21 protein-coding genes and 2 pseudogenes are annotated in these 21,493 nt (G+C 53.3%); 14 read left to right on the forward strand and 9 right to left on the reverse strand.

Translation table 11 applies throughout. The annotated features are described in order from the left end of the window. Positions 1-203: 203 nt before the first annotated feature. On the reverse strand, positions 204-845 hold the full coding sequence (locus ABU178_RS16140) for a TetR/AcrR family transcriptional regulator (RefSeq protein ID WP_397216732.1): 642 nt from the start codon (positions 843-845) through the stop codon (positions 204-206). Between the two features lie 107 nt (positions 846-952). Between ABU178_RS16140 and ABU178_RS16145 the strand changes: the two genes are divergently transcribed. The 5 genes from ABU178_RS16145 to ABU178_RS16165 are packed head-to-tail and all read left to right on the forward strand — an operon-like array spanning position 953 to position 7,498. Continuing rightward, a complete protein-coding gene (locus tag ABU178_RS16145; protein WP_397216733.1) occupies positions 953-1,978 on the forward strand; it encodes an HlyD family efflux transporter periplasmic adaptor subunit in 1,026 nt (341 codons plus the stop codon). Beyond that, a complete protein-coding gene (locus ABU178_RS16150; protein WP_397216735.1) occupies positions 1,965-3,746 on the forward strand; it encodes an ATP-binding cassette domain-containing protein in 1,782 nt (593 codons plus the stop codon). Before ABU178_RS16145 ends, ABU178_RS16150 begins: the two co-directional genes overlap by 14 nt. Then, positions 3,739-4,866: an ABC transporter permease gene (locus ABU178_RS16155; protein WP_397216737.1), complete on the forward strand. Its 1,128-nt coding sequence runs from the start codon at positions 3,739-3,741 to the stop codon at positions 4,864-4,866. Before ABU178_RS16150 ends, ABU178_RS16155 begins: the two co-directional genes overlap by 8 nt. Positions 4,867-4,869: 3 nt before the next feature. Continuing rightward, on the forward strand, positions 4,870-5,988 hold the full coding sequence (locus ABU178_RS16160; protein WP_397216739.1) for an ABC transporter permease: 1,119 nt from the start codon (positions 4,870-4,872) through the stop codon (positions 5,986-5,988). A 13-nt stretch (positions 5,989-6,001) separates the two neighbouring features. Then, positions 6,002-7,498 (forward strand): efflux transporter outer membrane subunit, encoded by a 1,497-nt coding sequence (locus ABU178_RS16165; RefSeq protein WP_397216741.1) that lies wholly within the window; start codon positions 6,002-6,004, stop codon positions 7,496-7,498. Between the two features lie 170 nt (positions 7,499-7,668). Here the strand turns inward: ABU178_RS16165 and ABU178_RS16170 are convergent, their stop codons facing one another. Then, the gene (locus ABU178_RS16170; protein ID WP_397216743.1) at positions 7,669-7,791 is read right to left on the reverse strand and encodes a DUF427 domain-containing protein; all 123 of its coding nucleotides are present in this window, start codon (positions 7,789-7,791) and stop codon (positions 7,669-7,671) included. 285 nt (positions 7,792-8,076) lie between these two features. Beyond that, positions 8,077-8,775, reverse strand: coding sequence for a glutathione S-transferase family protein (locus tag ABU178_RS16175; protein ID WP_397216745.1), 699 nt, complete (start codon positions 8,773-8,775; stop codon positions 8,077-8,079). A 165-nt stretch (positions 8,776-8,940) separates the two neighbouring features. Here ABU178_RS16175 and ABU178_RS16180 point away from each other — a divergent pair, with 165 nt between their 5' ends. Next, positions 8,941-9,852 carry a LysR family transcriptional regulator gene (locus ABU178_RS16180; protein ID WP_397216747.1) on the forward strand — a complete coding sequence of 304 codons (912 nt, stop codon included), beginning with the start codon at positions 8,941-8,943 and terminating at the stop codon, positions 9,850-9,852. Positions 9,853-10,357: 505 nt separating this feature from the next. Here ABU178_RS16180 and ABU178_RS16185 read toward each other — a convergent pair. Beyond that, positions 10,358-10,657: an XRE family transcriptional regulator gene (locus ABU178_RS16185; protein WP_397216749.1), complete on the reverse strand. Its 300-nt coding sequence runs from the start codon at positions 10,655-10,657 to the stop codon at positions 10,358-10,360. Further along, complete coding sequence (locus ABU178_RS16190) at positions 10,654-11,013, reverse strand: type II toxin-antitoxin system RelE/ParE family toxin (protein ID WP_397216751.1); 360 nt, start codon at positions 11,011-11,013, stop codon at positions 10,654-10,656. Before ABU178_RS16190 ends, ABU178_RS16185 begins: the two co-directional genes overlap by 4 nt. 217 nt (positions 11,014-11,230) lie before the next feature. Between ABU178_RS16190 and ABU178_RS16195 the strand changes: the two genes are divergently transcribed. Further along, a complete protein-coding gene (locus ABU178_RS16195) occupies positions 11,231-11,668 on the forward strand; it encodes an alpha/beta fold hydrolase (protein ID WP_397216753.1) in 438 nt (145 codons plus the stop codon). Positions 11,669-11,910: 242 nt separating this feature from the next. On the opposite strand, the gene ABU178_RS16200 is transcribed toward ABU178_RS16195, so the two are convergent. The 3 genes and pseudogenes from ABU178_RS16200 to ABU178_RS16210 all read right to left on the reverse strand — a co-directional run. Then, positions 11,911-13,170, reverse strand: coding sequence for a diguanylate cyclase domain-containing protein (locus ABU178_RS16200; RefSeq protein WP_397216755.1), 1,260 nt, complete (start codon positions 13,168-13,170; stop codon positions 11,911-11,913). A gap of 260 nt (positions 13,171-13,430) precedes the next feature. Next, a complete protein-coding gene (locus ABU178_RS16205; protein WP_397216757.1) occupies positions 13,431-13,643 on the reverse strand; it encodes a hypothetical protein in 213 nt (70 codons plus the stop codon). A gap of 212 nt (positions 13,644-13,855) precedes the next feature. Continuing rightward, positions 13,856-14,023 (reverse strand): annotated as a pseudogene (locus ABU178_RS16210) (LysR substrate-binding domain-containing protein); the annotation flags it as partial. On the opposite strand from ABU178_RS16210, the pseudogene ABU178_RS16215 reads away from it, so the two are divergent. The 7 genes and pseudogenes from ABU178_RS16215 to ABU178_RS16245 form a co-directional block, all read left to right on the forward strand. Then, positions 14,017-14,625 (forward strand): annotated as a pseudogene (locus ABU178_RS16215) (MFS transporter); the annotation flags it as partial. The pseudogenes ABU178_RS16210 and ABU178_RS16215 sit on opposite strands and share 7 nt — an antisense overlap. A 508-nt stretch (positions 14,626-15,133) precedes the next feature. Then, positions 15,134-15,829, forward strand: coding sequence for a FadR/GntR family transcriptional regulator (locus ABU178_RS16220; protein ID WP_397216759.1), 696 nt, complete (start codon positions 15,134-15,136; stop codon positions 15,827-15,829). Further along, positions 15,826-16,707: a 2-dehydro-3-deoxygalactonokinase gene (locus tag ABU178_RS16225; protein WP_397216761.1), complete on the forward strand. Its 882-nt coding sequence runs from the start codon at positions 15,826-15,828 to the stop codon at positions 16,705-16,707. The genes ABU178_RS16220 and ABU178_RS16225 overlap by 4 nt, the downstream gene beginning before the upstream one ends. Continuing rightward, on the forward strand, positions 16,691-17,308 hold the full coding sequence (locus ABU178_RS16230; protein WP_397216763.1) for a 2-dehydro-3-deoxy-6-phosphogalactonate aldolase: 618 nt from the start codon (positions 16,691-16,693) through the stop codon (positions 17,306-17,308). The genes ABU178_RS16225 and ABU178_RS16230 overlap by 17 nt, the downstream gene beginning before the upstream one ends. Beyond that, on the forward strand, positions 17,305-18,453 hold the full coding sequence (dgoD, locus tag ABU178_RS16235) for a galactonate dehydratase (protein WP_397216765.1): 1,149 nt from the start codon (positions 17,305-17,307) through the stop codon (positions 18,451-18,453). Before ABU178_RS16230 ends, dgoD begins: the two co-directional genes overlap by 4 nt. A 158-nt stretch (positions 18,454-18,611) precedes the next feature. Then, positions 18,612-19,925 (forward strand): MFS transporter, encoded by a 1,314-nt coding sequence (locus ABU178_RS16240; RefSeq protein ID WP_397216767.1) that lies wholly within the window; start codon positions 18,612-18,614, stop codon positions 19,923-19,925. A gap of 1 nt (position 19,926) precedes the next feature. Then, complete coding sequence (locus tag ABU178_RS16245) at positions 19,927-20,868, forward strand: 2-hydroxyacid dehydrogenase (RefSeq protein WP_397216769.1); 942 nt, start codon at positions 19,927-19,929, stop codon at positions 20,866-20,868. Positions 20,869-21,160: 292 nt separating this feature from the next. Here the strand turns inward: ABU178_RS16245 and ABU178_RS16250 are convergent, their stop codons facing one another. Then, positions 21,161-21,490 (reverse strand): hypothetical protein, encoded by a 330-nt coding sequence (locus ABU178_RS16250; protein WP_397216771.1) that lies wholly within the window; start codon positions 21,488-21,490, stop codon positions 21,161-21,163. Positions 21,491-21,493: the final 3 nt, after the last annotated feature.

The following is a 21,493-nucleotide window of genomic DNA, read 5'->3' on the forward strand; positions in this document are numbered from 1 at the left end:
GCAGGAAATGACGGGAAGCAAAGAAGCGGAAATTGCACAGCGCGGAGTTCAAGGCGAAGGTCGGATTAGAGGCATCCCGCTCATGAACGGGCGCAACTGATGCGGTGGATACAAGAAGCCATGGGCACCGGCGTACATCTGCTCCCCGCCTGTCAAAGTCATCAAATGCTAGTCGACCCCATAATAAGTTTTTACTGAGCCCGTCAGCTTAGATTTTCTTCACCTACAGCCTTTAATCCGGCAAGAGAAAAAAGTTTAAAATGTTTGGTGAGCGCCTGAGTTTGCATTGTGTAGATTTCTTTCACCGGACCGGGCAGCCGGTTTCCCGTTACCATCAGCATCATGCAGGGTGCCACCACACTTAGCATGCAGGGAAGCAGCCGCGGATCATCTTCTGACAGACCGGCGACTTCGCCCACGATCCGTCTTACTGACTGAATCTTTCCTGCCCCTTCCGTATTAATAAAATCCCCGAGCTGCGCAGATGGCGATAACATTTCTCGTGCGAATACCCGGCCATGCCAGGCATCCGAATTACTGAGTTTTGCCAGAAATGTTTCCAGGAAAGCACCTAGCTTATCTTCGGCAGATAGCTCAGATGCCGCGAGCCGAGAAAGTTGCTCACCGTCCAGATAATGATGGTGAGCAAGCGTCAGAACGGCGAGATACAACCCGTCACGACCACCAAAGTGATAATTGATCGCGGCCAGGTCGACACCGGCTCTTTTGGCGATCTCTTTGTTAGTCGTCTGCGCAAATCCCTTTTCTGCGATCAGCTCCCCTGCTGCCTCAAGAATGCTTTCCCGAGTGATATCCCCATCGCTCCGGCGTGCTCTGCTCATCATTTACAACGTCCAGCTAAGTTAATTCGCTAAGAAGGGGTTTATTATTACACAATTAAAGTTTAAATTTGATTTAAACTAAGCACCTCAGGGAGCATCAGGGCACTTTTATGATGAATAAAAAAATCATCGCCGGAGCGGTTGTTGTGGCTCTTGTCATTGCCGGAGCGATTTTCTGGCTGGCTGGTCGTCATGACGGAGATAAAAGTCAGCTGACGCTGCATGGAAATGTCGACATTCGCCAGGTTTCCCTGGCATTTGAAGACAGCGGCCGTATCAGCACGCTCACTGTCGATGAAGGCGATCAGGTTCGTGTCGGACAGGTCATCGCGACACTGGACACCCGCGCGCTGAAAATTCAGGAGCAGCAGGCCAGGGCGCAGCTGGACGCCCAGAAGCAAACCGTACGTGAACAGCAGGCAGGCGCGCGTCCTGAAGAGCTGGCTCAATCCCGGGCGCAACTGGCGTCCGCCCAGGCGCAGTTACAAAAGGCGACCGAAGACCTCACGCGTATTCAACACATTTCTGCCAGCACAGCCGGTAAAGGCGTCAGCAAACAGGAGCTGGACACGGCCCGCAGCAATCTTCGTATTGCCGGAGCCAGCGTGAAAGAACGTCAGGCCAGCCTGACCCTGATGGAAAAAGGGGTGCGCTCAGAGCAACGTGAAGCCTCGGTTGCCCAGGTACGCGCTACCGAGGCACAGCTGGCGCTGATGCAATACCACCTCTCACAGGCAGAACTACGCTCTCCTGTTGATGCAGTAATCCGGGCTCGTCTTCAGGAACCTGGTGACATGACCGGCCCACAAAAATCTGTCTATACCCTGGCGCTAAATAAACCTAAATGGGTTCGTGTGTGGCTTAATGAAGGCGATTTGGGGCGTGTGAAATCGGGTATGGCTGCAAAGGTTTTCACTGATTCGTTCCCTGATAAACCGGTAACGGGCAAAGTCGGGTTTATCTCTTCGGTGGCGGAATTCACGCCGAAATCTGTCCAGACCGAAGATCTGCGAACCAATCTGGTATTTGAAGTCCGCATAGTCGTTGACGATCCGGATAACGTTCTGCGCATGGGGCAACCCGCCACGGTGACCATCAATACTCAGCCAGAGAATCAGCGCGATGCCGGCAACTGATAATCAGGATGTCGTCATTGCCCGTGACCTGGTGCGTCTGTTTCCGGGCATCACTAAAAATGCCCCTGAAACGCGCGCGCTCGATGGCCTGACGCTCACTATTCGCGCAGGTGAGCTAACGGCGCTGGTTGGTCCGGATGGCGCGGGAAAAACCACCTTTCAGCGGCTGATTGCCGGGCTCTATGAACCCAGCTCTGGCAGCCTGACCGTACTGGGTACCGATGTGATCGCCGATCCGCAGTCAGTGCAGAACCGCATCAGCTACATGCCGCAGCGTTTTGGGCTGTATGAAGATCTCAGCGTGCAGGAAAATCTTGATTTGTACGCGGATCTACATGGCGTTCCGCAACAGGCCAGACAGGAACGCTTCGAACGGCTGCTGTCGATAACCGATTTGGCCCGCTTTACGACACGTCCGGCCGGAAAACTCTCGGGTGGTATGAAGCAAAAGCTGGGGCTGGCCTGCACGCTGGTGCGTTCTCCTGATTTGCTGCTGCTTGATGAGCCGAGCGTCGGGGTTGATCCCCTCTCCCGTCGCGACCTGTGGGAAATTATCGAGCAGCTGGTTCAGGATGAAAAACTGAGCGTCATCATCAGCACCGCCTACATGGACGAGGCCGAACGCTGCGCGCAAATTTATGTGATGCATCAGGGCAGAATTCTCGCCGAAGGCAAACCGGACATGCTGCGTCAGAAGGCCGCTGGCAGAACCTGGCTGGCCGTTCCTCCGCAGGGCACGAAATCCCGGATTTTACAGGCTCATCTGCTTGAAAAGCGCGATGCGATCGCTGACGCCGTACCCAAAGGCGATGCCGTACGCTTTATCTGTCTCAATCCTGACGATAAAGCGACCCCGCATGAGGTGAATGCCACTCCCAGAGAGGCTGAGCTGGAAGATGGTTTCATGTTGCTGCTGCATCAGGCGCAGCAGCATGATTCTTCGACCCCTTCAGGGCCTGTTAAAGCGGAAATGGTCTCTGCACAAAACAGTCACAACGACGGGGACAAACCGATTATTGCCGTAAAAGACCTGGTGCGAACCTTTGGTGATTTCACGGCCGTCGCCAGCACCTCTTTTGACGTCAGACGCGGCGAAATTTTCGGTCTGTTAGGGCCAAATGGCGCAGGGAAAACAACAACCTTCCGTATGCTGTGTGGACTGTTGCCCGCTACCAGTGGACAACTGGAAGTAGCCGGAATGAACCTGCGCACGGCCCGGGCTAAAGCGCGCGCCCGTATTGGCTACGTATCGCAGAAATTTGCCCTTTACGGCAATCTCAGCGTACGTGACAACCTGACCTTCTTCGGCGGGGCATATGGTTTGTCCGGCGAAAAACTGAATCGTCAGATCGAGGCTTCGCTGAAGCAATTTGAACTGAGCCCGGATGCCATCAGCGGCGAACTGCCAGGGGGATTCAAACAGCGTTTATCCATGGCGGTGGCATTGCTGCATGAACCGGAAATCGTTTTTCTCGATGAGCCAACAAGCGGTATCGATCCGCTGGCACGCCGCCTGTTCTGGTACACCATTGGCGAGCTGGCGAATAAGGGCATCACCATTATCGTCACTACGCACTTTATGGAAGAAGCTGAATATTGCGACAGGATCGCCATTCAGGATGCGGGAAAATTGCTGGCGCTGGGGACACCAAAAGAAGTCCGTCAGCTCGCAGGGCTGGATCATACCGCAGACATGAATACCGCCTTCATTGCCATCGTTGAACATTCCCGGGCGCAGGCGGAGAAAAAGGAGCACAGCGATGAATGAGTCAACGTTTCTTCGGCGCCTGGTCTCGCTGACCCGTAAAGAAACCCGTCAGCTGGTGCGCGATAAAAGTAATCTTGCAGTTGGATTTCTTTTGCCCGTCGTGCTGATCCTGCTGTTTGGTTACGGCGTCTCATTCGACCTGAGCACAGCACGTGTCGCGGTGGTGCAGGAGCAGCATACTGCTCAGAGCCATCAGGTGATAACCGCACTGCAGGGCAGCCGTTATCTCTCTGTACTGGCGTATCCGGATTTTGCTGCGGCGCAGAGCGCTCTTCAGAAGGGTGAGACTGATGCCATTGTTCGCATCCCCCCGGACTATGCTGAAAGTGCGGCGTCAGGAAAGGGTAAAGTTCAGGTTCTCCTCAATGGCGCCGTCACCAGCGTCGCTTCTGCGGCGCAGAGCTACATCACCGGCGCATTGGGTACGCAGACGGCTATTGAATCTGACCGACAACACCTCGCATCAACAGCAGGTACGGTATCCATTGAGCAACGCATGTGGTTCAACGAAGCGGGTATCAGTACCTGGTTTATTGTGCCGGGGATCCTTGTGCTTATCCTGACGCTGATTGGCGCCTTTCTTACCGGATTGCTGATTGCCCGTGAACGCGAAAGGGGAACGCTGGAAGCCCTGTTTGTCACGCCTGTCCGGCCACTGGAACTGGTGCTGGCTAAGCTTGCGCCATATATGGTGATGGGTGCTGTCGATCTTGTTATTTGCCTGCTTGCCGCACATTACCTGTTTGCGATTCCGATCAGAGGCTCTCTCTTCGCCATTCTGACCTCTTCCATGCTCTATCTGCTGGTCGCACTGGGGATGGGGCTGACCATATCGGGCTTCGCGCCGAGCCAGTTTCTGGCGAGTCAGATTGCACTGATAGCGAGCTTTATGCCCGCCATGATGCTCTCCGGTTTTGTTTTTGATATTCGTAACTTACCGGTAGTGGTTCAGGTTGTCAGCCAGATTTTACCCGCCACGCATTTCATGTCGCTGACCAAAACGCTGTTCCTTGGCGGAGACGACTGGCCCATGTATTTCCGCCAGTGCCTCATCCTGCTGCTCTATGCGGTTGTCCTGGTTAACGCCTCACGGCTTTCCCTGCGCAAACGGCTGAGGTAGCGCATGATAACTGAACTCCGGCAGTGGCTGCGGCACATCAGCTTTCTGGTAATAAAGGAAATCCTGACCATCGTTAAAGAACCGGCTAATCGGGTGATCCTCATTACCCCCGTGCTGGTGCAGGCATTACTCTTCGGCTACGCGGCTACCTACGATGTTAACCATGTTGATTATGCCGTACTGGATCAAAGTCGTGGTCAGGCATCCACCCAAATCATCTCGCATCTGGACGGTACGGGCGTGTTCAACCGGACCGTCACGCTGACGTCGGCGTCACAGATTCAGCAGGTGGTGATGGACGGAAAAGCCCTGATGGTGCTGACGTTTCCGCCTGATTTTGAAAACAAGCTCAATCAGGGACAGACGTCGCCGTTGCAGGTGATCCTTGATGGCCGCAATTCTTCTACAGCAGGTGCGGCTGCGGGCTATATCAGCGCGGTGGTTAATGACTTTAACCAGCGCAGGACAGGCAATCTTTCACCGGTAAATGTTGAGGTCCGCGCCTGGTATAACCCCAATCTCGAATCCCGATGGGGACTGATGCCCACGCTGATTGCAGCGATCAGTATGTTGCAGACATTGCTGTTATCAGCTTTGTCGGTCGCCAGAGAGCGGGAGCAGGGAACCTTCGATCAGCTTCTTGTCACTCCGTTTACGCCCATGCAGCTGCTGATTGGCAAAGCCATCCCACCAGTATTAGTTGGACTGGTACAGTCGACGATAATCCTGCTGGTGATTTTGTTCTGGTTTCAGATCCCGATGAACGGGTCATTGCTGCTTCTCTATTTCGGGTTGTTCAGTTTCAACATTGCCGCTGTTGGCCTGGGACTGTCGATTTCAGCCGTTTCTGTGAATATGCAACAGGCCATGCTGTACACCTTCTTACTTATCATGCCGCTCATGTTGCTTTCCGGGTTGCTGACGCCAGTACAAACTATGCCAGCGGTCCTTGATACCCTGACATATGCCAATCCATTACGTTTTGCCATTGACCTTGTAAGGCGGGTCTATCTCGAAGGTGCCAGGTTTAGCGACGTCGCCTTTGATTTTATTCCCATGATAGTCATGGCGATCATTACGATGCCGCTGGCAGCATGGCTGTTTCGCAACCGACTTTACTGATGCAGGGATCCAGATGAATAACCGTTTTACACGTTTTAACCGTCGTGCTTTATCTGCGCTGGCGGTAATGGCTGCGCTGGCACTCATCAATGGTTGCTCTGTTGGCCCGGATTTTAAAAAACCAAAGGCAGATGCGCCGGCTGACTGGACATCCTGGCGCAGCGGCGATGCCGGATTGCACAGGCTGCCGGTTGGGAGCGTTGTTTCAGATAACCAGTGGTGGAAACGTTACAATGATCCTGTGCTTGATTCTCTGGTCGAAAAAGCTTTATCGGCCAGCCCCGATATTCGTTCCGCAACATTACGGTTCGCCAGCGCCCGCGCCCAGCAGCAGATAACCGCTTCGCAGCAAACGCCGACGGTGACCGCAACTGGCAGCGTTACCCGGACCCAACAAAGCGAGAACAGTCCCTCGACGCGCGCGTTAAAAGAAGTACTGCCGAACCCGGATGAACTCATAAACCTGATGTCGGCGCCGTCAAACTGGTATCAGGGCGGGCTGGATTTCTCATGGGAGATCGACCTGTGGGGACATGTTCGCCGCGCAACAGAAGCGTCTGCTGCTGATGTTGAATCCCAGCAGGCGATGCTGGAGATGGCGAGGCTGAGTATCGTCGGGGATGTGGTCAATAACTACTACAATCTGCGCGGCATTCAGCAGCAAATCATGCTCGCAAAACAGGATGAAAAAGCGCTGGATGAACGCCTCTCCCTGATTCAGGCACGGACAGAAGGCGGATCGCTGGATGAAACAAACCAGGAAAGACAACGCAGCGAACTGGCGGCCACCCGGGCGAACCTGATCGACCTTCAGGCGCAGGAAGGCGTGGCGATGAACCAGTTACTTTTGCTGTTGGACGAACACCCTGGGGCGTTACAACAACAGCTGAAATATCATGCTGACAGCCTGAAACCGAGCTATTTGCCACCGCTGCAAATGGGGATCCCGTCCGAGGTGGCGCTCAACCGGCCAGATATCAGGGCGGCAGAAGCGAAGCTGCATGCGGCAACGGCACGCATCGGCGTCGCCCAGGCTGAACTTTACCCGAGCATTACGCTGGGCGCGCAAATTGGTATGGATACGTACAGCGCAGATAATTTCACCGAGTGGAGCAGCCGTAGCTGGTCAGTGGGGCCGAGTCTGAATCTGCCGCTGTTTGACAGAGGCCGTCGTAAAGCCACGGTGGTATTGCGGGAAACCGATCAACAACAGGCAGCGGTCGATTATCACCAAACCGTCCTGAAAGCCTGGCAGGAAATTGATGATGCGCTGAGCCGTTATGCCGCGGCGCAGCAAAAACTCCGCGAACAGCAGGTACGTGCAGAGAGTGCGAAGCAGGCGCTGGCCTTGAGCCAGGCGCGTTACGATGGCGGACTGAGTGATTTTATTGACGTGCTGGATGCACAGCGCAGCAATATCCAGGCGAGGCAGGCACTGGCCATGAGTCAACGTGATGTCATGACGGGCTGGGCTGCAGTGAATCGTGCGGTGGGTAATTACCCCCGTTGATAAGCAACGGCGTCAGAGACCATCAGAATTGAAGTCACTCGCATTTTCGGCAGAGCTTTCTGCGACGTCCGCTCTGTGCCAGAAGCGGACATGTAAATCAACCGACGGTACAAGGAGTGAGGCGCGTCAAGGTTCGGGTTTCTGACGGAGCAAAAAAGCTCTGTCGCGCCCTAAGCGACGTTGATAGCGTCAACCCGGTCAGGATAGAACGCCAGGTAAGAGGCTATTTGTGCTGCTCCAGGAAACGGGTGTTCATAAGTCCATACGGCATTCACGCTACGTTCTTCACCCACTGGAATGCTGTATTAACGCGGCGAAATTCGGGCGTAATCGTGATCGGATGGTCCAGTCCAGGCAGTTTTATAGGTTTGTTCATACGTTACACATCCGCAAAATAATAGAAGAAGCGCAGCGGGTTATACACCTGCCGCGCAACGCATTAGACGTTAGCTTTAATCTCACTGAACCGACTATCCTCGGTCGAAGCAGACTACCACGCCTGCTCGCTACCGCCCCAAAGTAGACTTCTTCTATCGCGCGAAATCCACGGTTGGATTTCGCGCGACTTTAAAGTTAGATCACGCCTTGTTATCGAGCTCAGGGATACCGCTGCTACGGTCTGCATATGCAGCCTGGAAACTTGGACGCTGCTGCCAGCGCTGCCAGTATGCGTCCAGGAACTCGAAACGTTCGTCCAGCGGCGTAGCATTCACCGGGAACTTCGAGAACGCGATCGCGGTTGCCAGCGTGATGTCGGCGAAAGTAGGCTCGTCGCCCCCCAGCAGCCATTGGCGTCCGTCCGAAAGATGTTTGTTGACCAGTGCAGCATGGGCCAACGCTTCTTTGCGGCAGTGTTCGCCCCAAGCTTCGTTCTTCGTCAGTTCGAGTTTGAAGCCGAGACCGGTATGCAGAACGTGGAAAGCCGTGACGATTCGATACAGGATGTGAACCCAGATGCGGTTATCCCACATGTTGTCCAAGCCCTGTTCCAGCGGCGTCTCCCCCATGATCTTGCGGCCGGGGTAGGACTGGTCCAAATAACGGATGACAGCTGCAGTTTCGGAGATATAGCTACCGTCAGCGAGCTCGAGGGTCGGCGTCTCACCCCAGGCATTCATTTTCAAGTGACGCCATCCACGCTGTTCGCCAACCGGCGTCATGTCGTAAATAGTCTCCTGGAACTGATCAGCGATCCCCTTTTCATGCATGAACAGGCGCAGGCGCTGTGGGTTAGGAAAAGCCGAAGGCGAAGTGAAAACGTTCAGTTTGCTGGTCATTGTGTAGCTCCTAAAAGTATGTCGGGGTGTGGGCCAAAACCGTGCACTGCTTAAGTAGCGCGGCTTTGTCGCGTTGTTGCTGAAGCAGTAGACGTACTTTAATGCGTTGTTCTTGGTTGATAAACCATGTGATAATCAATTCATTTATTACAAATGGTAATCAATATGGCAGCGGGTAAACCACTTCAGCTTGGCAGCATTGAACAGTTCTGTAGAGCAGCGGAGACCGGCAGCTTCACCAGTGCGGCTGAGATTCTCGGTTTGACGCCGGCCGCAGTCAGTCGGTCGATCAGTCGGCTCGAGCAGCGCCTCGGAGTACGTCTTTTTTTGCGGACCACCCGCGCCGTCAAGCTTACAACTGAGGGCGAGCTCTATTGGAAAGAATGTCATCTAGCGCTTGAGCAAATCGCCGAGGCTGAGCGAGCGATCACGGGTTCACAAACCGTCCCTAGCGGACCGCTACGCATTAGCGTCAGTGCTGCTTACGGAACGTTTCGCCTTTTACCCTTAATGCCCAAGTTCACTGAGCTTTATCCGCAGATCGATATCGAGATTAGTATCTCGGACAAAATAATCGACTTTGTTGAAGAGGGCTTCGATCTGGCAATCAGGCTAGGCGTGCCGCAAGATTCGCGTCTTGTCGCCTTCAAGCTTGAGGACGCCTCGCTTGGGGTATTCGGAACTCCGACATACCTTGCAAAAAAAGGTGAACCATACCGTATTGATGACCTCAATCAACACGATTGCATCCAGTACATATCACCGAATACAGGGCGCCCGTTGCATTGGCTGTTCACCGATGAGTTAGGTACTTCAATCGAGAAACAGATAACGAGCCGGATGCGTGTACTTAATGATGCGTTAGGGGCTGTCGCTTGGGTTAACGCAGGCGGAGGCCTTTATCAAACCTATCGCTTTGCAGTGGGAGACGCTTTAAGGCGTGGAGACCTTGTAGAGGTCCTTCAAAAATACGGAGGCCGCTCTCGCCCGTTTTCGATTCTTTACCCCCAGAATCGTCATCTATCGGCGCGAGTACGCGCATTTGTAGAGTTCTTGCGCTCAGCAGTGAAATCCTAACTTATAGGATGCGATCCATATCGAAGTCGCAGCTTTTTAGCACGATCAGCTGTTCTCTCAGCGTCTGCTAGCGGCCCAGGCTATGTAAAAACGCAAAATCACAATGTTTTCAAGGGCCGCATTACCATTCCCTACCTCGCCGCTTTTCGCTCATAGCGGACTGCAGGCCAGCTGCAGAGTTTACCCTGGCCATTTGCCATCAGACCCAGCCAGAATCCTCCTGGCGCCGCTTCTGATGTTTGGCGGAGCTTATGGACTCTGCCGGTTAGTGCACCAGGATTGATGGCTCGGCCCTACCGGGGAACCAAAGAGGGCCATCAGGATATTACTGCTTTTGACCATCAAAGGAAGAAAACCGAAGGAGCAGCTGCCGCACAACAGCAGTCAGTGAAGAAAGCAGACCGTGAGACAGCGTTTCGGAAAGAGAAAGCGCGGGCGAAGGGGAATAACCGGTACGTCAGCCGGGGAACACCGTATCCCCGGGCGATCACATTTACGGGTGCAGTTAAAGTGTGAAATCGACGTGCTCGCCACCGGGCATATTGACACCGATAGTTAGCTGGCCGCCGAGCGCTTCAACATATCGTTTGAGCGTCGCGATTTTCAGATCCTCGCCGCGCCCTTCTATAGCCGCAACGGAGGGTTGTGCGATCCCCATAGCCTCTGCCTGCTGCTTCTGCGTTTTAGCCAGCGCCTCGCGAAGTTTATACAACTGAGAATCAAGCCGCATTTCTGCAACTTTATCATTCACCTGAGTCAGCTCCTCGGGTGTCAAATCAACCATCAGATCATCCAGCGTTTTCATTTTCCACTCCGTTTCAGTTGGTCCAGGTGTCGGTGATACTCGCTTTCAGCCGTTTTAATCATGGTCTTGTAGAAACGCTTTTCATCAGCGCCTTCTTTGTTACCCGCGCAAAGGATGATGGCTTTGCGCAGGGGATCGAACACAAAGAATCCTCTTACAGGTCGGCCGTTGCTCTGAACTCTGAGTTCTTTCATGTTGGGGATTTTCGAGCCGTACAGCGTATCGACATGCGGTCGCCCGAGGTGTGGACCTTCCTGCTTCAGAAGATTCAGTGCGGCAATAACGTCCAGCTGCATTGCCCTGTCCTGCTCTTTCAGCCATTCAGCGAACAAATCCGTGGTTTCAACAATCCACACAGGCCCACCTTTATAAATTACAATCTATATAGCATATATATTACAGTCTATATTTTCAACGCTGTTCTCTATCAGTTTGGGCAGGTGATGCCGGGCTTTACCGCTGGCGAGAGCTGTTACAGGTTCTGGACAGGCCGGAACCGCCTTGCTCACGGGATAAACGCTCCGGCGCTCGTGTTCCTGCATTACTGGGGCGGCTCGTCGCGCACCTGGCAGCATGTCATTGGGGGCCTTACACCTGCTTTTCGCACCGTCGCGGTCGATCAACGTGGTTGGGGCCAGTCGGGAAAGCATCCTGGCCACCGTCAGGCAGGTATTGGCAGCTGGCCTTCTTCGGCCGGACGATCTTGAAATGGTCGTGCAGGACAGTCTGCAAGGTGCTCCCGCTGCCAAAGCAGCATGGCCGCTGGCTGCTAGCCAGGAAGACATCAGCGCACAAGCGGCAATGATTTGCGTTCCGACTCTCGTCATTTCAGGCGAAAAAGATCGGGTAGATCCACCTGCGGTGTTACAGAAGGAACTGATGACGCGCATACCGCACGCCACTTTACACATTTTGCCGGGAATTGGTCATCTCTCGCCTCTGGAGGCATCGGGCGAAATTTCGGAGCTGATCAGGAGCTTTGCCAGCCGCTTGCTCACTGCCATGCACTAACTGATTGGGTACCAGGGGCGCTTTCTGTCGGATCTTATACAAGTGGAGCGCGTCCGAGCAGTTGAACTCACAGCCAAAAGCGGACATCCGGAAAGCCACAAACGTCCCCTCCGCTCACTCCATTTTGTCTATTTCATCCCCTATTTAGTACTAAAGTGCCTGTCGCCGGGTAGCACAGGCATTAAGGTAAACGACGCGCCACGATAAATCGCAGACAAGGCCGGAAAGCGAAGCTGGCTATTCTAATCACGTAACGGCAGCGTTGCGGGCTCGAAAAACTGATATGACCCATCACGTCGTGCTTTCGCCTGGTACATCGCCATATCAGCATTTTCAAATAACATTTTGGCCGATGCCGTCCCGGACTGTGCGAAACTGATGCCAATAGACGCCCCGATCCGTACTTCCATGCTATTGAAAGCAAATGGCTCTTTCAGGCTGTCAATGATACGCTGGGCGATTGCGGACGCTGCCTCACGATTGCTGCACTTCGCTGCTACCACAAACTCGTCTCCGCCCAGACGTGCCACCGAATCGCCCGGACGCATACAGCGTTGTAGCCGTTCGCTTACCTGCTGCAGCAAGGCATCCCCTACTGCGTGTCCCATCGAATCATTGACTGCCTTAAACCCATCCAAATCAATAAACAGGACAGTCGTGTATGCCAGATCTTCGCCCTGCGCAAGCATGCAGCCAACCTGGTCGTTGATCCAGGCCCGGTTAGGCAATCCGGTCAACGTGTCGCGGGTTGCCAGTTTCTCAAGCTTCCGGATCCTTTCCTTGTCACGGGTAATGTCGCGCGAAACCAGCACTGCACCGATGTTATTACCTGTGGAAGGATCGCCGACGCCGCAGGCCTTGGTACCAAGCGTAATGTAGTGGCCGTCGCGATGTAGCTTGCGTACCTCGATTACATCCGGCAGCACACCACCGTTGAAGATACATACCAGTGCATCAGCAGCGGATGCGCGGTCGTCGGGATGCAGGAAATCCACCACCAGTTGGCCTACCATCTCATCGGCTGACCAGCCTATCATTTCACTGTAAGAAGGCGAGATCGAAACGTACCTGCCGTTCGTGTCGCAATGCGCGATCAAGTCAGTGCTGTTTTCAATCAACAGACGGTATTCCGCCGCTGTACGCAGTGCATCCTCAAGTGCTTTGCGCTGCCCGGTTATATCAAGGATGAAGCCGTTGTACTGCAGGCAAGAAGCAGTGGATTGGCAATCCGGCAGACCTGAAACAATCACACGCCGCGTCGCCCCGTCCAGACAATGGATCGGAACTTCGATATGAAAAGGTTTCACAAATTCCAACGCCGCAGTAAGTTGCAGCGCGATCTTTGCATCATCATCTGCCTGTGCGAACCTCAACCATTCACTTAGCGTTACGCCTTTCAGTGCGGGCATCAGGCCAGTCGGGCTTTCCTGACTGGCAATGCAAGTGCCTTGAGCGTCCGTGGACCAAACAGCGGAAAAGGTAGGTTTGATCACAGTATTCATGGTGTTCGGCTCCGTTGTTTACTGACGATACTAAACAAGCTCAATACTAATCGTTACAGACCTCTTAATCACCGTAATTGCCGGCCCATCAACCTAACAGAGGCTTTGGTAAGCGGTTATCAATTATGCGAATGTCAGTTATGAGCAGTGGCTGATGCTTCAGCCTGTCCGGCAGCAGTTTCTGCGGTGCCATTTTGCCCGCAGAAATGTGCGGGTAATCATCTGTGACGAGATTCAAGGTCTGAAGTATTAGTCTGTGTTTATCGGCTGATTAGACCACAGTCTTTAATGAACCCTGCATTATACAACGGTTGTACAACCTGCAACTGTCGCGCTAATTCTGGGTTATGCGACGCATACGCCTGGTCAAATTTTCCAGACTTCGGTAAGGCACATAAGTCAGTCTCAAGTTCTGGATTACTTGAGACACGGTTTTCGTCACTGATATCAAGGATGATTTGCAGATAAGCCATCGTTTTCTCCCGCGCTCAGGGTCCGGGTAATGCATTTTGAGAGCTCACCGGACTGCTCATTTGTTGAGGGCGATGATCAGAAAGCCTGTCAGCTTCAACAAATCAGAGGATCTTGCGATGCAGAGAAGAAATTCTATGTCGTAATTTTACGGGGATGAAAGCATTACGTTCCCGAAGTGATTGCCGGAGTAGCATAATGCCTGAAGTGCTGATCACGAATTGCCTGAGACAACGTCCTGAAGAAGCCAGTCGTGAAAGACTTTTAATTCATGACGCATGGCGTTGTGCTGCGGGGTGATGTGGTAGTAGGACCATTTCAGCGCCCAGCCAGGGTCGGGATGCAACTGGACCAACTGTCCGGTTTCGAGGAGCTGCTTCACCTACCGTTGCAGTAAAAACAGGCGGTCGCCCTATACGCGATATTGTCCGTCAGCCGGGCTTTCTCAGGACCGTGTTCAGCGGCGCCGTAACCTACAGGGTTATGAACTTTCTGATGACAGCTGCGCCACTCTCAATGCACATGCACGGCATCTCTCAGCAGGTGTCAAATCTCGGGATTCAGTGGCATGTGATTGCCATGTATGGGCCGGGATTTTTTACCGGCAGACTGATTAGCCGCTTCGGTGCCATGCGGTTTGCGGCTGCTGGTTTGCTTATCACTGCAGGCTCCGTACTTGCAGACCTCAGCGGTACGGACGTCTTTCATTACTGGCTGTCGCTGATTTTACTTGGCCTCGGCTGGAATTTTGGATTCACCGGCGCATCGGCGAAAATCATCGACTATCACCGGCCCGAAGAAAAGATCCAGGTCCAGTCTCTGAACGATTTTGTCGTGTTTGGCGTGATTATCGCTGGTTCGTTTTCTTCGGAAGCACTACTCAATCACTATGGCTGGAATGCCGTGCTGTGGGGCTCGCTTGTTCCCCTTGGCGCCGCGTTTATTGGCATCTTAAGCGAGTTAAAGGCACAACAGGTTAAATGAACCTTTGAGGAGCACGCTATCGGTTATCTTTACGCTCTCCCGATCAGCATAAAAAACACTTACAGCCCCATTCCCAATGAGTGGGTTTTGGGCTTTCTTTTCTGTACAACTGGCCCTCTTCAACTCTCATCTGACATCCGCTTTTCGCTCTAAGCGGACGCCCGGATACTGCAACAGGGCGTAGGAAAGATTTCGCATGCGAAATATCGGTCCGGTTCAATCATGCTTTAACAGCATGGCTGAGCTTACAGTACTGGCATGCCCACCGGTTTTCGGTGCTTCCTTTGAGCAGTCCGCCTGCTTCACTTCTCACTGTGCTTATTGCTGACTTCTCATAACCTCTTTGCCTTTCTTTATTGTCTGTTTTGTGATCTGGATTGTAGTACAAAATCAAATTCTAGTACTACTATAAGCGCATCGTTATCCAGCATACAGTTTTATTTGTTATGCGATTTAGCGGCTGACGGCAGTAAAGTGTCAGGAACGCTTACTGACTACATGGAACATTATGAAAGACGAACTGAGCAAAACGGATCGCATTATTTTGGCTTTAGGTGAAGAAATTGTGTCGGGTAAGTACGTACCCGGCGCCTCTTTACCGGCTGAAGCCGAGCTGTGTGAACAGTTCAACACCTCACGCAATATTATCCGTGAAGTGTTTCGATCGCTGGTGGCGAAACGATTGATAGAAGTGAAGCGTTACCGCGGCGCCTTTGTCGCTCAGCGCAATCACTGGAACTTTCTCGACAGCGATGTGCTGCAGTGGTCGCTGAAGCATGATCAGGATCCGCGTCTGATTGCCGCCATGAATGAAGTGCGGAATTTAGTCGAGCCGCAAATTGCCCGCTGGGCGGCGGAGCGCGCCACCTCCAGTGATTTAGCCAGAATTGAGGCGGCGCTGAACGATATGGTGACACACCATCATGACCGCAAAGCCTTTAATCAGGCCGATATTCATTATCACGAAGCCGTGCTGGAGTCGGTACATAATCCGGTTTTACAGCAGCTCAGCGTGGCCATCAGCTCGCTTCAGCTGGCGATATTCGAGCGCACTTACATGCCTGACAGCAGCAACATGCCCAATACCTTGCATGAGCATAAAGCGTTGTTTAACGCTATCCGCCATCAGAATCCCGATGAAGCTGAAAAGGCGGCGCTGACGATGATTGCCAGTTCAACCCGAAGACTTAAGGACATTAATTGAACAGCTATATCGCTATCGACTGGGGATCTACCAACCTGCGCGCCTGGTATTATCGCGAAGGCATCTGTCAGCAGGAGCGCCGTTCCGAATCGGGTATTACACGCCTGAATGGCAGAACGCCGGCAGCGGTTTTTACCGCACTTACCGAAGGCTGGCCGGTCAGCGAGTTGCCTGTAGTAATGGCGGGAATGGTCGGCAGTAACGCTGGCTGGCTGAACGTGCCCTACCTGCCCTGCCCGGTCTCGCTGAGTGATATCGCCTCGAACCTGACCCGAGTGGAAAACCGCGGCTGGATAGTCCCGGGCCTGAGCATGAGTCACGACGATAATTTTAACGTGATGCGTGGCGAGGAAACGCAGTTGCTTGGTGCCGCTCAGCTTAGCCCGGCTGCCTGTTATGTGATGCCCGGCACGCATTGCAAATGGGTAAGGGAAGACCAACAGAAAATCGTGGGGTTCCGTACCGTGATGACCGGCGAACTGCACCATCTTCTGCTCAACCACTCGCTGATTGGTGCGGGCTTACCCCAACAGTTAGCGGACGCAGATGCGTTCCGTCAGGGACTGGAAACCGGCGCTAACGATCGCAGCATTCTGAGCCGGTTGTTTGAAGTGCGCGCGGCGCATGTGCTGGGCGCACGCCCGCGTGAGTCGGTCAGCGATTTTCTTTCTGGTTTGCTGATTGGTCATGAGGTTGCGCTGATGGCAGAGACTTTTATCCGCGGGGAGCGCGCCCCGTTAACCTTAATCGCTGGCAGCTCGCTGGCCGATCGCTATCAGCAGGCGATGACATTCAGCGGCCTGTCAGCTCAATTGCTGGACGGGGATTACGCCTTCCAGCACGGAATCAGGAGTATCGCTAATGAACTGGACCACTAACTTGCCGCTTATCGCTATTCTGCGCGGCATTCGTCCTGAGGAAGTCGAGGAGCATGTTGGCGCGCTGATTGAAGCGGGGTTCGATGCGATTGAAATCCCGCTCAACTCGCCTGAGTGGGCGCGCAGTATCGCCAGCATGCTAACGACTTTCGGGCATAAAGCACTGATTGGTGCCGGAACAGTGCTGGAGCCGGAACAGGTGGATCAGCTAGCTGCGATGAATAGCAAGCTGGTAGTAACGCCGAATACGGACGTCGCGGTGATCCAACGTGCCGTCGGGAAGGGTATGACGGTGGCCGCAGGTTGCGCCACAGCTTCCGAAGCTTTTGCCGCGTTGAAAGCCGGGGCGCAGGCGCTGAAAATTTTTCCTTCCTCCGCTTTTGGACCGGATTACATCAAAGCGCTGAAAGCCGTGTTGCCTGCGGACGTGCCGGTGTTCGCCGTCGGCGGCATTACGCCTGAAAATCTTCATGCGTTTCTGGCTGCGGGTTGCGTGGGCGCGGGACTGGGCAGCGATCTCTATCGCCCCGGCCAGCCGGTTTCACGTACCGCAGAGCAGGCACGCGCATTCGTTGCAGCCTATAAGGAAGCCGTACAATGAAAATTACCAAACTGACCACTTATCGTCTGCCTCCACGCTGGATGTTTCTGAAGATTGAAACCGATGAAGGTGTGACAGGCTGGGGAGAGCCAGTGATTGAAGGACGGGCGAAGAGCGTTGAAACGGCTGTTCATGAGCTTTCAGACTACCTCATCGGTCAGGATCCGGCACGTATTAATGATCTGTGGCAGGTGATGTATCGCGGCGGCTTTTACCGTGGCGGCCCAATTCTGATGAGCGCGATAGCCGGGATTGATCAGGCATTATGGGATATCAAAGGTAAAGTGCTTGGCGTCCCGGTCTGGCAGCTGCTCGGCGGTCTGGTTCGTGACAATATCAAAGCTTACAGCTGGGTTGGTGGCGATCGACCGGCAGAGGTGATTGCAGGGATGCATAAACTGCGCGAAATCGGCTTCGATACTTTTAAGCTCAACGGCTGCGAAGAGATGGGGATAATCGATAGCTCGCGTAAAGTCGATGCGGCGGTCAGTACCGTTGCCCAGATTCGTGAAGCTTTTGGTAATGAAATCGAGTTTGGTCTGGATTTCCACGGTCGCGTCAGTGCGCCGATGGCAAAAATCCTGATTAAAGAGCTGGAGCCTTACCGGCCGTTGTTTATTGAAGAACCGGTACTGGCGGAACAGGCGGAGTACTATCCCCGTCTTGCCGCACAGACGCATCTGCCAATCGCGGCTGGCGAACGCATGTATTCCCGTTTTGAATTTAAGCGCGTGCTGGAAGCGGGCGGTCTGGCCATCCTTCAGCCCGATCTTTCCCATGCGGGGGGGATTACCGAATGCGTTAAAATTGCTGCCATGGCGGAAGCGTATGACGTGGCGCTGGCACCGCACTGTCCACTGGGTCCAATTGCGCTTGCCTCCTGCCTGCACGTTGATTTTGTCTCGCGCAACGCGGTGTTTCAAGAGCAAAGCATGGGCATCCACTACAACCAGGGTGCAGAGCTGCTGGATTATGTAGTGAATAAAGAAGACTTCAATATCACAGGCGGGCACTTCGCTCCGCTAACTAAGCCTGGTCTTGGCGTAGAGATCAACGAACAGCTGGTGACTGAACGCAGTCAGAGCGCGTCAGACTGGCGCAATCCGCTGTGGCGGTTCCCGGACGGTACCGTCGCCGAGTGGTAAATCTCCTTATCCCCTGACGCTGCAGCGATGAAAGCCTGCTTCAGCAGCGGCGGCTTCGGAGATCATTAAAATAAAATACCTCTTACCCTACCCTGCGTACGCTGCGGGCAGTCTTTCTGCTGCCCAAATTCGGCAAAACGCTCAACGAGGTCAACATTATGAACACAGATCTGTACAGCTCTACCCTGAAGCAGCTGAACGCAAAAATTATTCCTTTTATCGTCATCTGCTATTTTGTCGCCAATCTGGATAAGACCAATATTTCTATTGCCGCGCTCCAGATGAATGCCGATCTGGGTCTCTCAGCAAGCATGTACGGCCTCGGCGTCGGCATGTTTTATATCTCATATATTTTGTTCGAGATCCCCAGTAATGTGATCATGACTCGAGTGGGCGCACGTCGCTGGATTGCCCGCATCATGATTACCTGGGGCATCGTCAGTACAGGTATGGCGTTTGTACACAGCGCTAACCAGCTTTATGTGATGCGCTTCTTGCTGGGAATGGCGGAAGCCGGCTTTGCTCCCGGTATTATCTACTATATATCCTGCTGGTTCCCGAAAAGTAACCGCGCCCGCGCAATGTCCTTCTTTTATATGGGATCGGTAGCAGCCTCTATTATTGGTCTTCCGGTTTCCGGCGCTATTCTGAATATGCACGGAATTGCTGATGTGGCGGGCTGGCGCTGGCTGTTCGCACTGGAAGGTATCCCCGCCGTCGCGTTAGGCTGTCTGGTGTTATGGCGCCTTCCCGATACGCCTGACCATGCGCCATGGCTCAGTCCAGAGCAAAAATCCTGGCTGCGCCAGCGCCTGCAGCAGGACAACGTCGGGGTAGAAATTGGTAAAAATCACTCGTGGCTGAGCGCGCTGAAAGATAAAACGGTACTACTGCTGAGTCTGGTCTGGTTCCTGCAGGCGTTTGGATCAATCGGTATTACCCTGTTTATGCCGCTCATCATCAAAAGCATGGCGGCTGAGCAGAGCAACTTTGTTATCAGCCTGCTTTCTGCCCTTCCGTTTGTGCTGGCCTGTCTGTTTATGTATCTGAACGGCCGTCATTCTGATCGAACTCATGAGCGTTCATGGCATATGGGGCTGCCTCTGATCTTTTCCGGGCTGGCGCTGGCTGTAGCTATTTATTCAGGCAATCTTGTTGTGTCTTACATCCTTCTGGTGCTCACTGTTGGCTTCAATTTTGCGCTGACTCCCATTTTCTGGGCGGTGACCACTGAAAAGCTGGCTGGCGTGGCTGCCGCCGCGTCTATTGCTTTCATCAATACCGTCGCCAATTTCGTCGGACTGGGTTTACCGCCGGTGCTCGGAAAAATCAAAGATATGACTAACAGCTATCACTATGGTCTGCTGATCGTCGCCGTGGCGCTGATTATTGGAGGAGTGACAGGCATTATCATCTCACGCCCCTCGCGTAATGCATCAAAACCCTTACCTCAGACTGAAACAGGTAACTGAAATGAAAATGAAAGTTCTGAAGCAGGCCGGTTTGCCTGCTCCTCTGATGGACGCACTACAGGCTCGTTATGAGGTGGTTGAATACAATACATTGCCTGAACGTGATTTTCGAAGCATGGCGGATGAATTTCAGTTGCTGTTGACTAACGGGGAAGCAGTTGTCACTGGTGAGCTGATCGCGTCATTGCCAAACCTCGCGTTGATCGCCGTGTTTGGTGTGGGTTATGACGGAGTGGATGTACAGGCAGCAAAAGCGCATCAGGTTATGGTGACCCACACGCCAGATGTACTGACCGAGGACGTGGCCGATCTGGCCATCGGACTCATGCTGGCCACCTGCCGTCAAATACCCGGCGCACAGGCTTTTATTCAGCAGGGGAAATGGATGCAGGAAAGCTACCCTTGGACAAAAAAAGTTTCCGGCGCGGCGCTGGGAATTGTCGGACTGGGTCGAATTGGCCTGGCTGTAGCAAAACGTGCACAGGCTTTTGATATGACGATCAGTTACTGTAACCGCTCGCCGGTTAAAGAGGTGGCGCACCGCTATCAGCCTGACCTGGTAGCGCTGGCAAAAGAGTGCGATTTTTTACTGGTTTGCGCGCCAGGCATTGCTGACAATCGTCATCTGATTAATCGCGAAGTCATGGACGCATTGGGTAGCGAGGGCATTTTGATCAATGTAGGCCGCGGTAGCCTGGTGGATGAACAGGCGCTGATCATGGCGCTGGATGCCGGAACCTTAGGTGGAGCGGGACTCGACGTATTTAGCGACGAACCGGAAGTACCTCCGGCGCTGTATGACCGGCCGAATGTCGTACTGACACCGCATATGGCCAGCGCGACCTGGACTACGCGTCAGGCGATGTCGCAACTGGTGTTGGATAACGTTGAGGCATTTTTCAACGGCGAACCGTTGTTGACACCGGTACCCGAATGCAATTAACTGCGTCACCTTTATGACAATGAAGCCTGAAGTGAGATAAGTTTGCAGGCAATGCAAGCACTCAGGAACAAAAACAGAACATGAAAGGATCCTTTCGGGAAGAGCTGAAAACGGGTAAATATTGCGACTGGCGGGAATGGTTACAGATACAGGATATGTATTACCGGGCATCAATGTTTCTACGATGCCCGGTAAATAAACCTGGAGGCTGCTGTTCAGGCAGTACTGTTTTAAGGTTACCGCCTGCTTTCTTACAGATAAGCTGATTTGAAAAGATTTCGCATGCGAAATATCAGGCCCGGTTCAGTAATGCTATCACAGCACTGCTGAGCCGGTAGTGCTGCTTTGCCCATCGGTTTTTAGCACTTTCCCTGAGCAGCACGCGTTCCCCTTCTTCACTTGATTCTCGGTAGTAGTAGATATCAATTACGCCCGCTTCCTTCAGGGAAGACGCAGCGGAGCGTATATTCGTACGGGTATAGCCGCTCGCTACCTCGAAATCATCAAGATCGATACCTTCAACATGATTGTCAAGATTGTCGGCCAGCGTGAACACTAGTTTGATAGCAAGTGACCTTCTTCCTGTTTTCGCAATATGAGTATCAAGTTCAATAAAGGTCATTCT

Source organism: Pantoea osteomyelitidis, assembly GCF_044342975.1.
GTDB lineage: Bacteria > Pseudomonadota > Gammaproteobacteria > Enterobacterales > Enterobacteriaceae > Pantoea > Pantoea osteomyelitidis.

Bases quoted from the DNA above. Each gene is read 5' to 3' on its own strand.
- ABU178_RS16140 (WP_397216732.1), bottom strand. From the start codon at position 845: ATGATGAGCAGAGCACGCCGGAGCGATGGGGATATCACTCGGGAAAGC.
- ABU178_RS16145 (WP_397216733.1), top strand. From the start codon at position 953: ATGATGAATAAAAAAATCATCGCCGGAGCGGTTGTTGTGGCTCTTGTC.
- ABU178_RS16150 (WP_397216735.1), top strand. From the start codon at position 1,965: ATGCCGGCAACTGATAATCAGGATGTCGTCATTGCCCGTGACCTGGTG.
- ABU178_RS16155 (WP_397216737.1), top strand. From the start codon at position 3,739: ATGAATGAGTCAACGTTTCTTCGGCGCCTGGTCTCGCTGACCCGTAAA.
- ABU178_RS16160 (WP_397216739.1), top strand. From the start codon at position 4,870: ATGATAACTGAACTCCGGCAGTGGCTGCGGCACATCAGCTTTCTGGTA.
- ABU178_RS16165 (WP_397216741.1), top strand. From the start codon at position 6,002: ATGAATAACCGTTTTACACGTTTTAACCGTCGTGCTTTATCTGCGCTG.
- ABU178_RS16175 (WP_397216745.1), bottom strand. From the start codon at position 8,775: ATGACCAGCAAACTGAACGTTTTCACTTCGCCTTCGGCTTTTCCTAAC.
- ABU178_RS16180 (WP_397216747.1), top strand. From the start codon at position 8,941: ATGGCAGCGGGTAAACCACTTCAGCTTGGCAGCATTGAACAGTTCTGT.
- ABU178_RS16185 (WP_397216749.1), bottom strand. From the start codon at position 10,657: ATGAAAACGCTGGATGATCTGATGGTTGATTTGACACCCGAGGAGCTG.
- ABU178_RS16195 (WP_397216753.1), top strand. From the start codon at position 11,231: ATGTCATTGGGGGCCTTACACCTGCTTTTCGCACCGTCGCGGTCGATC.
- ABU178_RS16200 (WP_397216755.1), bottom strand. From the start codon at position 13,170: ATGAATACTGTGATCAAACCTACCTTTTCCGCTGTTTGGTCCACGGAC.
- ABU178_RS16205 (WP_397216757.1), bottom strand. From the start codon at position 13,643: ATGGCTTATCTGCAAATCATCCTTGATATCAGTGACGAAAACCGTGTC.
- ABU178_RS16220 (WP_397216759.1), top strand. From the start codon at position 15,134: ATGAAAGACGAACTGAGCAAAACGGATCGCATTATTTTGGCTTTAGGT.
- ABU178_RS16230 (WP_397216763.1), top strand. From the start codon at position 16,691: ATGAACTGGACCACTAACTTGCCGCTTATCGCTATTCTGCGCGGCATT.
- dgoD (WP_397216765.1), top strand. From the start codon at position 17,305: ATGAAAATTACCAAACTGACCACTTATCGTCTGCCTCCACGCTGGATG.
- ABU178_RS16240 (WP_397216767.1), top strand. From the start codon at position 18,612: ATGAACACAGATCTGTACAGCTCTACCCTGAAGCAGCTGAACGCAAAA.
- ABU178_RS16245 (WP_397216769.1), top strand. From the start codon at position 19,927: ATGAAAATGAAAGTTCTGAAGCAGGCCGGTTTGCCTGCTCCTCTGATG.
- ABU178_RS16250 (WP_397216771.1), bottom strand. From the start codon at position 21,490: ATGACCTTTATTGAACTTGATACTCATATTGCGAAAACAGGAAGAAGG.